Origin of the sequence: Aeromonas encheleia (genome assembly GCF_900637545.1) — a bacterium.
Lineage (GTDB): Bacteria > Pseudomonadota > Gammaproteobacteria > Enterobacterales > Aeromonadaceae > Aeromonas > Aeromonas encheleia.
In genome coordinates, this window is the sequence record NZ_LR134376.1 from 3,378,746 (window position 1) to 3,390,991 (window position 12,246).

General features: G+C 62.2%; 13 protein-coding genes. 2 read left to right on the plus strand and 11 right to left on the minus strand.

The features are described 5' to 3' along the window. Positions 1 to 433: 433 nt before the first annotated feature. Entirely contained in the window at positions 434 to 1,582 is a 1,149-nt protein-coding gene (locus EL255_RS15570) for a type III PLP-dependent enzyme (RefSeq protein ID WP_042653982.1), read from the plus strand. Positions 1,583 to 1,661: 79 nt separating this feature from the next. Here the strand turns inward: EL255_RS15570 and EL255_RS15575 are convergent, their stop codons facing one another. The 3 genes from EL255_RS15575 to yfcD form a co-directional block, all read right to left on the minus strand. Continuing rightward, positions 1,662 to 2,630 (minus strand): calcium/sodium antiporter, encoded by a 969-nt coding sequence (locus tag EL255_RS15575; protein WP_042653983.1) that lies wholly within the window; start codon positions 2,628 to 2,630, stop codon positions 1,662 to 1,664. A 124-nt stretch (positions 2,631 to 2,754) separates the two neighbouring features. Then, on the minus strand, positions 2,755 to 3,228 hold the full coding sequence (locus EL255_RS15580) for a peroxiredoxin (RefSeq protein WP_042653984.1): 474 nt from the start codon (positions 3,226 to 3,228) through the stop codon (positions 2,755 to 2,757). Positions 3,229 to 3,371: 143 nt separating this feature from the next. Beyond that, positions 3,372 to 3,884, minus strand: a complete 513-nt coding sequence (gene yfcD / locus EL255_RS15585) for an NUDIX hydrolase YfcD (protein WP_042653985.1) — start codon at positions 3,882 to 3,884, stop codon at positions 3,372 to 3,374. A gap of 184 nt (positions 3,885 to 4,068) precedes the next feature. On the opposite strand from yfcD, the gene EL255_RS15590 reads away from it, so the two are divergent. Then, positions 4,069 to 4,284 carry a DUF1107 family protein gene (locus tag EL255_RS15590; protein ID WP_042653986.1) on the plus strand — a complete coding sequence of 72 codons (216 nt, stop codon included), beginning with the start codon at positions 4,069 to 4,071 and terminating at the stop codon, positions 4,282 to 4,284. Between the two features lie 95 nt (positions 4,285 to 4,379). Here EL255_RS15590 and EL255_RS15595 read toward each other — a convergent pair whose 3' ends face one another. The 8 genes from EL255_RS15595 to EL255_RS15630 all read right to left on the minus strand — a co-directional run bounded on the left by EL255_RS15595 (position 4,380) and on the right by EL255_RS15630 (position 12,193). After that, positions 4,380 to 5,123: an amino acid ABC transporter ATP-binding protein gene (locus tag EL255_RS15595; RefSeq protein WP_042653987.1), complete on the minus strand. Its 744-nt coding sequence runs from the start codon at positions 5,121 to 5,123 to the stop codon at positions 4,380 to 4,382. A gap of 171 nt (positions 5,124 to 5,294) precedes the next feature. Next, on the minus strand, positions 5,295 to 6,389 hold the full coding sequence (locus EL255_RS15600; RefSeq protein WP_042653988.1) for an amino acid ABC transporter permease: 1,095 nt from the start codon (positions 6,387 to 6,389) through the stop codon (positions 5,295 to 5,297). Positions 6,390 to 6,398: 9 nt separating this feature from the next. Next, the gene (locus EL255_RS15605; protein WP_042653989.1) at positions 6,399 to 7,586 is read right to left on the minus strand and encodes an amino acid ABC transporter permease; all 1,188 of its coding nucleotides are present in this window, start codon (positions 7,584 to 7,586) and stop codon (positions 6,399 to 6,401) included. A 68-nt stretch (positions 7,587 to 7,654) separates the two neighbouring features. Further along, on the minus strand, positions 7,655 to 8,674 hold the full coding sequence (locus tag EL255_RS15610) for an amino acid ABC transporter substrate-binding protein (protein ID WP_042653990.1): 1,020 nt from the start codon (positions 8,672 to 8,674) through the stop codon (positions 7,655 to 7,657). 501 nt (positions 8,675 to 9,175) lie between these two features. After that, positions 9,176 to 9,490, minus strand: a complete 315-nt coding sequence (locus EL255_RS15615) for a DUF2845 domain-containing protein (RefSeq protein ID WP_042653991.1) — start codon at positions 9,488 to 9,490, stop codon at positions 9,176 to 9,178. Then, positions 9,475 to 10,488 carry an ABC transporter permease gene (locus EL255_RS15620; RefSeq protein WP_042653992.1) on the minus strand — a complete coding sequence of 338 codons (1,014 nt, stop codon included), beginning with the start codon at positions 10,486 to 10,488 and terminating at the stop codon, positions 9,475 to 9,477. The genes EL255_RS15615 and EL255_RS15620 overlap by 16 nt, the downstream gene beginning before the upstream one ends. Positions 10,489 to 10,582: 94 nt before the next feature. After that, positions 10,583 to 11,464, minus strand: a complete 882-nt coding sequence (locus EL255_RS15625; protein ID WP_042653993.1) for an ABC transporter ATP-binding protein — start codon at positions 11,462 to 11,464, stop codon at positions 10,583 to 10,585. Between the two features lie 117 nt (positions 11,465 to 11,581). Next, positions 11,582 to 12,193, minus strand: a complete 612-nt coding sequence (locus EL255_RS15630; protein ID WP_042653994.1) for a BamJ family beta-barrel-assembly machinery protein — start codon at positions 12,191 to 12,193, stop codon at positions 11,582 to 11,584. Between the last annotated feature and the right edge of the window lie 53 nt (positions 12,194 to 12,246).

The following is a 12,246-nucleotide window of genomic DNA, read 5'->3' on the forward strand; positions in this document are numbered from 1 at the left end:
GCTACCTTCATCCGAACTAGTTTGGATTAGGAAGCGGGCATGGTAATCCAAAAACTGTGAGCTGTCTCCCGCTCGGCCGCCCGGGGCCGCGCTTTTTTTCCACTGGCGCCAGCATCCAGAAGAATGTTACTTGTTCGTTAACTATCAACAGCTTACCGAGTTTCATTCGACCCATTCTCGAGACAGCTTCGCCACCTCGTTGCATATCGACAGCATCTTTCGTCTCGACCAGAAAAACTTGCCAACATATCCAATCAAAATGCTTGCACAGAAACGCAATAAGCAGATAATCCCGCGCATAACTAAGCACTTTGCCGAGGAGTTATGCATTGTGCCTGGTGGGTCCCTCCGGACCACTCGCCTGAGCCGGCCGCTGCCGTCTCAACAAACCAAGGCTAGGGCAGACCTGCCCCCTAAGGACTTTCAAAACAGAATGAACGAGACCCTGATCGCACAAGACTACCGTCAGCTGGTTGAACAATTTGGCTCCCCCCTGCTGCTGCTCGACAAGGCAGCCGTCCGCAAACAGTACCGGGCCCTGGCCGCCGCCCTGCCCGATGTGCGCTTGCACTATGCACTCAAGCCCCTGCCCCATGAGGCGGTGGTCTCTGTCTTGAAGGAAGAGGGGGCCTGTTTCGATCTGGCCACCAATGGCGAAGTGGATCTGGTGCGCAGCCAAGGGGTTCGCCCGGGACGTTGTATTCATACCCATCCCATCAAGCGCGACAGCGACATCCGCTATGCGCTGGAGTTCGGCTGCACCGTGTTTGTCTATGACAACCCGCTGGAGCTGGAGAAGTTCATTCCCTACAAGGACGAGGTGAAGCTGCTGCTGCGAGTCAGCTTCCCGAACCCGGAGACCAAGGTCGATCTCTCCAAGAAGTTCGGCTGCACCCCGGAGCAGGCGCTGCCGCTGCTGCAACTGGCCCAGGCCAAGGGCATCAAGGTGATGGGGCTGTCGTTCCACGTCGGCTCTCAGGTACCCCACTCCCGTCGCCACGTGCAGGCCATCGACGCCTGCCGCGAGATCATGGAGCAGGCCTGGGATCTCGGGCTCAAGCCCTGGGTGCTGGACATCGGCGGCGGTTTCCCGGTGGACTATGAGGGTGGCGAGTTCGACATCGACGGCTTCTGCGCCCCGATCCGCGCGGCGCTGGCCAAGCTGCCCGCCACCGTGCAGAAGATCGCCGAGCCGGGCCGCTTCATCAGCGCGCCGGCCATGACCTCGGTGTCCAGCGTGATGGGCAAGGCCCACCGCGGTGACAAGATCTGGTACTACCTGGATGACGGCCTCTACGGCAGCTACAACGGTCAGCTCTATGATCACGTCACCTACCCGGTCAGCACCCCCTATGCCCACGGCGAGCTGCACAACGCGGTGCTCTCCGGCCCCACCTGCGACAGCGTGGACGTGATCCGCGACGGCATCATGCTGCCGGATCTGGCGATCGGCGAGCTGGTCATCGGTCGGGTGATGGGGGCCTACACCTGGGCCTCGGCCTCCACCTTCAACTTCTTCCCCAAGGCGAGCATCCTGATCCTGGACAGCGCCCAGAAGCAGAAGCTGGTGGCGGTGGCCTGATCCGGCCTGGATTGCACCAAACAAGAGGGGGAAGCCGATGCTTCCCCCTCTTCGTATCTATCCCTGCGTCACTCTGGCATCAGAGGAACTGGCTACCCAGCAGCCAGGAGGTATAGGCCACGAAGATGGCGAGCAGCAGGCCCCCTTCCCAGCGGTTGATCCGCCCCTGCCCCTTGCGGCCAAGACACATGATCAGCAGCAGCAGGGTCAGCCCCATCATCAGGCTCCAGTCACGGGAAAGCACCACAGAGTCCACATCCAGCGGCGCTATGCCGGCGGCGATGCCGACCACGGCCAGGGTGTTGAACAGGTTGGAGCCGAGCACGTTGCCGAGCGCAAGATCGTGCTCCTTCTTACGAATGGCGATGAGGGAGGAGGCCAGCTCCGGCAGCGAGGTGCCCACCGCCACTATGGTCAGGCCGATCACCAGATCGCTGATGCCAAGCGCCTGGGCTATGGTCACCGCGCCCCACACCAGCAGGCGGGAGGCGGCGATCAGCAGCACCAGGCCAACCAGGAGCCAGACGATGGCGCGCTTGAGCGACATGCCCTCGCTGCTGATATCGTCCGCGATATCCGCATCGAGCGCATCTCCCTTGCCGGTCATGCCGGCCCAGATGGACCAACCCATCAGCACCAGGAACACGGCCCCCAGGATCAGCGCATCAGTGCCACCCAGGTGGCCATCGATCAGCAGGGCACCGGAGAGCAGGGTGATGCCGAGCAGGATGGGGATCTCCTTGCGCACCACCTGGGAGGAGACGGCGATGGGGCTGATGAGGGCGGTCAGACCCAGGATCAGCGCGATGTTGGTGATGTTGGAGCCATAGGCGTTGCCGAGGGCCAGCCCAGGGTTACCCTGAGCCGCCGCCAGCGCGGAGACCACCATCTCCGGGGCCGAGGTACCAAAACCTATGATCACCATGCCGATCAGCAGCGGTGGCATGCCGGCATAACGGGCGGTCGCGGCGGCGCCGTCCACAAATTTATCCGCACTCCAGACCAGCAGCGCCAGTCCGGCAATCAGGGCAACAAAAGCCAGGGTCATATTCTTCTATCCCATCGACTGCAAACACGAGAGCCAGGCTGCTAGCCTGGCTCCATCCAAAAGTGGGCTCAGTGTAGCGAGCCGCCTTGCTATTTCAAGGTGAAATCAAACAATGATTAACAGTTCAGAGCGCGGCCAGCAGACTCTCGGCATCGGACACCTCAAACTTGCCCGGCGCCTCCACGAACAGCTGCTGCACCACGCCGTCCTGGGCGATCAGGGCGAAGCGTTGCGCCCGCAGGCCACCGAAGGCGCCGGTCTCCTTGGCCAGGCCCAGGGCCTGGGTCCAGCTGCCGTCGCCATCCGCCAGCATGGTGATGGCTTCGGCATTCTGGGCCTCCTGCCACGCCCTCATCACGAAGGCATCGTTCACCGAGAGGCAATAGATGGCATCGATGCCCTTAGCCTTGAACTCGTCCGCCAGCACCACGTAACCGGGCAGATGGGCATTGGAGCAGGTGGGGGTGAAGGCGCCGGGCACCGCGAACAGCACCACTCTCTTGCCCGCAAACAGGGCCTGGCTGTCCTGCACCTGCTTGCCCTCGGCAGTCAGGAAGGTGAATTCGCCCGCAGGCAGGGATTGGCCGACAGTGATCATGATGTCTCGTCCTTAAGTGGAGGGAAGATGTTCCAGTCTACTCCAACCCTGAAGGGGGCGACACCGGCTCCCCCCTGCCGCCGTGCCTGCCAGGTCGCGATGGTGAGCAGGAAAACCAAACTCGACGGCTCGCGTCGCCACCCTCACCCCTGCCGCCGCGCCTGCCAGGTGGCGATGGCGAGGAGGGAATCCGGAGTGAACTCGTCGGCCCGCACCGCTATCTCGGCCAGGCTCATCCAGTGCACCTCGCTCACCTCCTCCGCCTGCAGCTGCAGCGGCCCCTGATAGCAACAGCTGAACAGCCCGCCCCAGACCCGATAGCCTTCCCCCTCGGCGTAGAAGGTGCCAAACGCCTGCAACGCCACGTCGCGGATACCCAGCTCCTCGGCCAGCTCGCGCCGGGCGGAAGGTTCCATCTGCTCACCCTGGGTCACCACGCCGCCGGCGCAGGCGTCCAGCATGCCGGGGCAGAAGTCCTTGCCGAGGGTACGGCGCTGCACCAGCACTCTCTCGGCCTCATCGAGCACCAGGATATAGCTGGCACGATGGCGCAGATTCTCCCGCCGCACCTTGGCCCGCTCGGCGACCCCGATCACCCTATCCTGCGCATCCACTACGTCCACCCACTCCACTCGCGACACCTTCATTGAACTCATCGATGACCCGCAGTATATCGGGGCAGCGGCCTGCCGAGGCACCCTTTTTTCACGGCCCGGCGCGCCGCCCCGCAGGGCGCGATAACGCCGAAAGAAGGATTCATACAACCCTTTATAAAATGTCACATCAGTGTCACGGGAGCGCGGCATAGTGTGCCCTGTCCAAGCAACAGGGTGTTTTGCCATGAAGGTGTTCAAGCAGTTGTCTCCACGCCAGATTGCTCGTTATATCAAGAGCTTCCATCACGGTAGCTTCATGATAGAGGCGCTGGGGCGCTTCGAGTTTCAGGGCGGGATCATCGATCTGACATCCCTGAGCTGCCATCAGGCGCTGCGCCTGGCCCGGCAGATCAACCTGGCGGTGCGCGATCTGCGCACCACCGCCCTGTTGCCGGGCTGACATACTCCTTTCCGTTGGTAGTCTGCTTCCATGTACGTCTTTGCCCGCCGATCACCGATCGTGCGGGCGTTTTTATCGCGCCCTGCCGTCGGCGCTCAATGCTGCAGGATCTGGGACAGGAACAGCTTGGTGCGCTCCGACTGGGGATGGTCGAAGAACTGATCCGGCACGTTCTCCTCGATGATCTGGCCTCTGTCCATGAAGATCACCCTATCCGCGACCTGCTTGGCAAACCCCATCTCGTGGGTCACGCAGAGCATGGTCATCCCCTCATGGGCCAGCTCCACCATGACATCCAGCACCTCGCGCACCATCTCGGGATCCAGCGCCGAGGTCGGCTCGTCAAACAACATGACCTGCGGATTCATGCAGAGGCTGCGGGCGATGGCCACCCGCTGCTGCTGCCCGCCGGAGAGCTGACCCGGATACTTGAGCGCCTGCTCCGGGATCCTGACCCGGCGCAGGAAGGTCATGGCGATCTCCTCGGCCTCCTTGCGGGGCAGCTGCTTGACCCAGATGGGGGCCAGACAGCAGTTTTCCAGCACGGTCAGATGGGGAAACAGGTTGAAGTGCTGGAACACCATCCCCACCTCCTTGCGCACCGTCTCTATGTGCTTGAGATCCGAGGTGAGCACTGTGCCCCTGACCAGGATGTCGCCGCTCTGGTGCTCCTCCAGCCGGTTGATGCAGCGGATCATGGTGGACTTGCCCGAGCCGGATGGCCCGCAGATGACGATCTTCTCCCCCTTGCCCACCTGCAGGTTGATGTTTCGCAGCACATGAAACTCGCCATACCATTTGTTGACGTCTTTGAGTGAAACCACGGTGTCCGTTGTCATGTTGAAGCTACTCCCGAAGCTTGTGAGCACTGGTTCTGTGCTCCCATTATCCGTTTTTCCCCATTCCACCCCTGTCGGGCGATATTGCGCTGCATATGACAGTCGCCATGCCGTTTGTGATAGGCGGCCTTGAGCGCGGCCATCATCTCTGTTGTCATCTTGCAATCACTCCTAACGCTTGTGACCCGTGTTGAGCTTGTTCTCCAGATAGATGGAGTAGCGGGACATACCAAAACAAAACATCCAGAAAATCATGGCGATGAACACATAAGCCTCGGTGGAGAACCCCAGCCAGGCCGGATCCGCCAGCGCCACCTTGGAGATGGCGAGCAGATCGAACAGGCCGATGATCAGCACCAGGCTGGTGTCCTTGAACAGGGAGATGAAGGTGTTCACCAGGGAGGGGATGGTGATCTTGAGGGCCTGCGGCATGATGATGAGCCCCATCACCTTCCAGTAGGAGAGCCCAAGGGCATCCCCCGCCTCATACTGCCCCTTGGGGATCGCCTGCAGGCCGCCGCGCACCACCTCGGCCACATAGGCCGACTGGAACAATATGATGCCGATGAGGGCCCGCAACAGCTTGTCGAGCTCCACCTCGGTGGTCATGAACAGTGGCAGCATGACGGAGGCCATAAACAGCACAGTGATCAGGGGCACCGCCCGCCAGAACTCGATATAGACGGTGGACAGGCTGGAGATGACCGGCATGTGGGAGCGGCGCCCCAATGCCAGCAGGATCCCGAACGGCAGCGCCACCGCTATCCCCACCACCGCCAGCACCAGGGTCAGCATCAGCCCGCCCCAGCGGTTGGTCTCCACCACCTCGAGGCCAACCCCGCCGTGGATCAGCAGGAAGGCGATGACCGGGAACACCAGCAGGGTAAAGATCGCCAGCCAGCCCTTGCGGGGTGTCCTTGGCCAGATCAGCAACGCCAGCAGCCCGGCCAGCCCGGCAAACACCAGGTTGATGCGCCAGTACTGATCCACCGGGTAGAAGCCGTAGAGGTATTGCCCCAGCCGGCTCTCGATGAAGATCCAGCAGGCCCCTCCCTGCACGCAATCGGCACGGCTGCTCCCCAGCCAGCTGGCCGAGAACAGGGCCCAATCCAGCGCGGACCAGATAGCCGGCAACAGCAGGTACGCCAGCCCCAGGGTCAGCAGGCCGTTCCACCAGTTGGGGAACAGGTTTTGCCTGATCCAGGCGAGGATCCCTCGACGATTGCTGGGCGGCGGCAGCGCTTCTTGCAACTCATTCACAAACATATTGCCTCCCTAGCGCTCCACCAGCGTCATCTTGCGGTTGTAGATGTTCATCAGCACCGAGGTGGTGATACTGATGAGCAGATAGACCCCCATGGTCATGGCGATCACCTCGATCGCCTGCCCGGTCTGGTTGAGGGTGGTCCCCATGAACACCGAGACCAGATCCGGATAGCCGATGGCGGTGGCCAGCGAAGAGTTCTTGGTGAGATTCAGATACTGGCTGGTGAGCGGGGGTATGATGACCCGCATCGCCTGCGGGATGACCACCAGCCGCAGGGTCTTGGTGGGTGACAGCCCCAGCGCGGAGGCGGCCTCCGTCTGCCCCTTGCTGATGGCCTGGATGCCGGAGCGCACTATCTCGGCGATGAAGGCCGCCGTGTAGATGGTCAGCGCCAGCAGCAGGGCGGCCAGCTCGGGCAGCACCGTCAGCCCGCCCCTGAAGTTGAAGCCCTGCAGGGTCGGGATGCTCCAGGAGAGCGGGCTCCCCACCAGCAGGAAGGTAAGCAGGGGCAGCAGGATGAGCAGGCCTATGGAGCAGAGCCAGACCGGGAAGCTCCTGCCAGTCAGCTCCTGGCGGCGATGGGCCCAGCGACGCAGGCCCCAGCTCACCAACAGCGCCAGCAGCAGCGCCCACAGCACATAACCGAAGCCATCCTCGAACAGGGGCTTGGGGATATAGAGGCCGCGCACATTGAGGAAGGCGAGTTCTCCCAGCTCTACGCTCTGGCGCGGCGAGGGCAAGGTGCGCAGCACCGAGAAGTACCAGAAGAAGATCTGCAGCAGCAGTGGAATGTTGCGAAAGGTCTCGATGTAGACGGTGGCAATCTTGGCCACCAGCCAGTTGCTCGACAGCCGGGCCACCCCGAGCACGAAGCCGAGCAGGGTGGCAAACAGAATGCCGAGCACCGACACCAGCAGGGTATTGAGCAGGCCGACCACGAAGGTGCGACCGAAGGTATAGGTCTCGTCGTAGGGGATCAGGCTCTGCAAGATGCCGAAACCGGCGGTGTTGCCCAGAAAGTCGAAGCCGGTGGTGATGCCACGGGTGGCCAGATTGGTCAGGGCATTGTTGATGATGTAGAACAGAAACGCGATCACGGCCGCAACGGCCAGGCACTGGAAGATCAGAGCCCGTACCTTCGCGTCATACCACCAGCGGCCCTGTTCTTTCCTCTGGTTCGGTGCATATAACGCCATAGGGATGACTCCGGCAAGGCCAAGGCAAGAGGGAAATGGGGGGCTAGGCCCCCCGGCAGTTCATCGACTCAGCGGATGGGCGGGGCATACATCAGGCCCCCCTTGTTCCACAGCGCGTTGATGCCACGATCGATCTTGAGCGGAGACCCCGCCCCCACGTTGCGATCGAACGACTCGCCGTAGTTGCCGACCTGCTTGACGATGTTGTAGGCCCACTTGTCATCCAGCCCCAGCACGGCGCCCTTGGGCTCTTCCAGCCCCAGCAGGCGGCGGATGTCCGGATTGGTGGATTTCAGCATCTCATCTACGTTGGCACTGGTGACCCCCGCCTCCTCGGCATTGAGCATGGCGTAGAGGCTCCAGCGCACCACCTTGAACCACTGCTCATCCCCTTGCCGCACCGCCGGGCCCAGCGGCTCCTTGGAGATCACCTCAGGCAGCACCACAGCCTCTCCCGGCTTGGACAGCTTGATCCTGAGGGAATAGAGCTGGGACTGATCCGAGGTCAGCACGTCGCAGCGCCCCGCCTCAAATCCCTTGACGGTCTGATCCGAGGTATCGAACACCACAGGGGTATATTTCATGCCACCGTTGGCGCGGAAGTAGTCCGCCAGATTGAGCTCGGTGGTGGTACCGGACTGGATACAGACAGCGGCGCCGTCCAGCTCCTTGGCACTCTTGACCCCGAGGGACTTGTTGACCAGGAAGCCCTGGCCGTCGTAGTAGTTCACGCCGGCGAAGGTCAGGCCCAGCGAACCGTCACGAGTCAGGGTCCAGGTGGTGTTGCGGGAAAGCAGGTCGACCTCACCGGATTGCAGGGCGGTGAAACGCTCCTTGGCGGTGAGGGAGACATACTTGACCTTGCCGGCATCCCCCAGCACGGCGGCGGCGACGGCGCGGCAGACGTCCACGTCCAGCCCAGTCCAGGTGCCCTTGGCATCCGGGTTGGAGAATCCGGGCAGACCATCGCCGACCCCGCACTGCACGAACCCCTTCTTCTTGACTGCATCCAGGGTCCCATCCGCCCAGACATTGGCCGCCGTCAGCGACAGCACTATCACCATACCTGCCTTGTGTATCTGCTTCATGTCACTCTTCCCTGTGGTTTGATTCAAAGTTGGCACCCCAAACCTCATCAGATGCCTTGGTTTTCTCTGCTTTTTGCAGCTTATCCAGCCGGTTAAAAACCTGTCAATCGGTGCAACCTGGCCCACTTCTGGTGCAACAGCACAAAATGTTTAAACCGCTCGCGGTGCACCATTTGAATAGAAAATAGACCCTTATCGACCAAATAGCCTGCTGTCATAGGCCATTCATTCCATGAGGATTATTTTTTCGACAAAATGCGACTGCACCGTGGTGGGGCAACGAAGTGGCCTCATAACAGATTCATTAAGCTCAAATTTCTGTCAGCAGGCTCCAACACAGGGAGCCGTGACCCTGAAAGGCAGGAATGGGAGTGGCGGTGAAGAGCGCGATGGCCCTGTGGCTTTCCGGCGCTAGGGGACGCCATTGGCGGAGCTGCCATTGACTCGGCAGGCCCCCTGCCCGCACTGGCTCTGTGATAATGCAGCCGGACGGCCAGGGGATCAGCCGCCGCGCGGGCCGTCTTCGATCTCGGTGATGACGCCGTTCTCGACGGTGACAAACTGCATGAACTCGCTCTTGCCGAAGTTGTATGTCCAGCGCTCGGCATACTTGACCGTCATCCTGGCGCCAAAGCCGTTCTCCTCGTAACGGGTTAGGTCCTCCTTGAGCATCGGCTGACCGCAGCGGATCAGCAGCTCGGCCGTGGTATCCCCCTCGGTCAGCAGGGTACTCTTGCAACGCAGGGTACCGGCGCTCACCGGCAGCGTGGCAACCAGCAGTAGCAACCACCACATTGACTTCATTTTGCACTCCATTTGAATAACGCGGCCCCCAGCGTGACACACACCAGGGCGAACAGGACGACCTGGGCCAATGGCCCAGCCACCTCCTGCCAACCGGCTCCCTCCAGCATCACGGCGCGGGCCGCATCGATGATCTGACTGAGCGGCAAACGCGCCGCCACCGCTTGCAACCAGGGGGGAGAGCCTTCCAGCGAAAACCAGACGCCGGATAAGAACATCATGGGCAGACTGATGAGATTGAGCAAACCGCTCGCCAGCTCTTCGTTCTGGATGCGGGCGGCGATGAGCAGCCCGAGCGAGGCCATGGCGGCGCCACCTGCCAGAGCGATCAGCAGCAGCAACCAGCCCGAACCGAGCAGCGGGACCTCAAGCAGCCAGTACGCCACCAGAAACACCAGCAGACTCACCACCAGGGTGATCAGGACCCGCGACAACAGCTGGGCACAGAGGAACTCGGCCGCCGACAGCGGGGTCGCTCGCAATCGCTTGAGCACTCCGTTCTTGCGATAGCGCACTATGACAAAGCCGACCCCGAACAGACCGGAGAACATCAGGTTCATGCCGATCACCCCGGGCAGCAGCCAGTCGCCATAGCGGATGGCCTGGCCGCTCAGGGTCTCCTTCTGCAGCGGCATGAACACAGCTTGGCGCAGCAGGTACTCCGCCATGGCCCCCTGGGGCGCATCCGGGTTGACCCAATAGCGACCCTGCGCCGGTGAGAGCAGCAGATCCAGCTGATGGTGACGCACCTTGAGCCGTCCCCTCCCCTCATCCTCATAGGGGATCAGCTTGAGCAGCGGTATGGCACCGAGGGGCTGGTAGGCGGCGGGCAGCGCCCCCAGCACCCCGATCTGCACCAGCGGCTTTGGGGGGCCGGAGAAGATGAGGGAGAAGCCGATCACCAGCAGCAGGGGGAAGACCAGGTTCCAGATCAGCGCCGCCCTGTCCCGCACAAACTCGAGGTTGCGGGCATGGAAGAGTGCACCTATGCGCTTCATCGATCCGCTCATGCGCCGCTCCTCAGGCTATGGCCGACCCGCTGCGGGAAGAGATCCTCGAGGTTGTGGGCATGGAAGAGTGCGCCGATACGCTTCATCGAGCCGCTCATGAGCCACTCCTCAGGCTGTGGCCGGTCAGGTAGAGGAAGAGATCCTCCAGATTGGGGGAGCGTACCTGCATGCCGGTCAGCGGCACCCCCAGGCTGAGCAGCCGCGGCAACAGGGCCGCCACGTCGGGACAGCTCAGCTCCACCTGATCGCCATGGCGCTGCAGCGGGTGGCCCAGGGTGGCGAGGGCCGGGTGATCCATCAGCCGCACCAGCACGCCGTCGAAGTGACGGGCCAGCAGGGCCGCCGGCGTATCCAGGCTGAGCAGGCGACCGTGGTCGACGATGGCGATGCGGTCGCACAGCTGCTGCGCCTCGTCCATGTAGTGGGTGGTGAGCACCACCGTCTTGCCCTGGGCCTTGATCGCCTCGATACGCTGCCAGAAGTGGTGGCGGGCCTGGGGATCCAGCCCGGTAGTGGGCTCGTCCAGAAACAGCAGCTCGGGGTCGCCGAGCAGGGCCAGCGCCAGCAGCAGGCGCTGACGCTGGCCGCCGGAGAGCTTGCGGCTGTCCCGGTCGATGAACTCGCCAAGGGCACACAGATCGATGAGCTGCGCCTGGGGCAAGGGATTGGGATAGAGGCTGGCAAACAGGCGCAGGGTATCGCGCACCGTCAGAAAATCCTGCAGCGCCGTGTGCTGAAACTGGATGCCGATGCGGGAGCGATAATCGGGAGCGCGAGGGGCACCATGAAACAGGATCTGGCCGCTGTCCGGGGTGAGGATCCCCTCCAGCAGCTCTATGGTGGTGGTCTTGCCTGCCCCGTTCGGGCCGAGCAGGCCGAAACAACTGCCGGCGGGAATGGCGAAGCTGAGCCCGTCCACCGCCTTGACGCCGGGAAAGTGCTTGATGAGGTCGATGACCTCGATGATGGCTGCCATGGTCGCTCTCCTGGGAGAAGCCCTGACTATAACTCGGGCATCTGCCCATTGCCCGACCCCGAGGCCCCAAAAACAAACGGCGACCCAAGGGTCGCCGTTTGCATCAAGCCAGCCGGATCACAGGATGTCCAGCAGCTCCACTTCGAATACCAGCGCGGAGTACGGCGGGATGGAGCCGGCACCACGGGCACCGTAGGCCAGATCGTGCGGGATGTAGAGCTTCCACTTGGAGCCTACCGGCATCATCTGCAGTGCTTCCACCCAACCGGCGATGACGCCGGTCACCGGGAATTCGGCCGGCTCGCCACGGGCGACTGAGCTGTCGAACACGCCACCGTGGGTGAAGGTACCGTGGTAGTGCACGCGCACGGACTGACCGGCCACCGGCACGGCGCCATCGCCTTCCACCATGACTTCGTATTGCAGACCGGAGTCGGTCACCTTGACGTCGGCGCGCTTGGCGTTGTCGGCCAGGAAGGCTTCGCCTTCACCGGCAGCGGCCTTGGCAACGGCTTCCTGCTGTTCCTGCATGCGGGCGGTGATGACCTGGAAGGCATCGTTGATATCGTCACGGCTGACCGCGAACTCCAGACCATTCAGGGCATCTGCCAGACCTTGTTGCAGGGCCGGGATATCCAGACCGGCGAACGCTTGCTGCGCCAGTTGATCACCCATGTTGCGGCCGATGCCATAGCTGGCCTTCTGTTCGATAGAGTCGTATTGGGACATTGAGATGTAGCTCCAGATCCAAGTAATGAGGCATGTAAAAGAGACGGGATGAT

Excerpts from the sequence above, each read along its gene's own strand:
- EL255_RS15595 (WP_042653987.1), bottom strand. The coding sequence starts at position 5,123 with ATGACAACGGACACCGTGGTTTCACTCAAAGACGTCAACAAATGGTAT.
- EL255_RS15620 (WP_042653992.1), bottom strand. The coding sequence starts at position 10,488 with ATGAGCGGATCGATGAAGCGCATAGGTGCACTCTTCCATGCCCGCAAC.
- EL255_RS15600 (WP_042653988.1), bottom strand. The coding sequence starts at position 6,389 with ATGTTTGTGAATGAGTTGCAAGAAGCGCTGCCGCCGCCCAGCAATCGT.
- EL255_RS15615 (WP_042653991.1), bottom strand. The coding sequence starts at position 9,490 with ATGGAGTGCAAAATGAAGTCAATGTGGTGGTTGCTACTGCTGGTTGCC.
- yfcD (WP_042653985.1), bottom strand. The coding sequence starts at position 3,884 with ATGAGTTCAATGAAGGTGTCGCGAGTGGAGTGGGTGGACGTAGTGGAT.
- EL255_RS15590 (WP_042653986.1), top strand. The coding sequence starts at position 4,069 with ATGAAGGTGTTCAAGCAGTTGTCTCCACGCCAGATTGCTCGTTATATC.
- EL255_RS15630 (WP_042653994.1), bottom strand. The coding sequence starts at position 12,193 with ATGTCCCAATACGACTCTATCGAACAGAAGGCCAGCTATGGCATCGGC.
- EL255_RS15605 (WP_042653989.1), bottom strand. The coding sequence starts at position 7,586 with ATGGCGTTATATGCACCGAACCAGAGGAAAGAACAGGGCCGCTGGTGG.
- EL255_RS15625 (WP_042653993.1), bottom strand. The coding sequence starts at position 11,464 with ATGGCAGCCATCATCGAGGTCATCGACCTCATCAAGCACTTTCCCGGC.
- EL255_RS15570 (WP_042653982.1), top strand. The coding sequence starts at position 434 with ATGAACGAGACCCTGATCGCACAAGACTACCGTCAGCTGGTTGAACAA.
- EL255_RS15575 (WP_042653983.1), bottom strand. The coding sequence starts at position 2,630 with ATGACCCTGGCTTTTGTTGCCCTGATTGCCGGACTGGCGCTGCTGGTC.
- EL255_RS15580 (WP_042653984.1), bottom strand. The coding sequence starts at position 3,228 with ATGATCACTGTCGGCCAATCCCTGCCTGCGGGCGAATTCACCTTCCTG.
- EL255_RS15610 (WP_042653990.1), bottom strand. The coding sequence starts at position 8,674 with ATGAAGCAGATACACAAGGCAGGTATGGTGATAGTGCTGTCGCTGACG.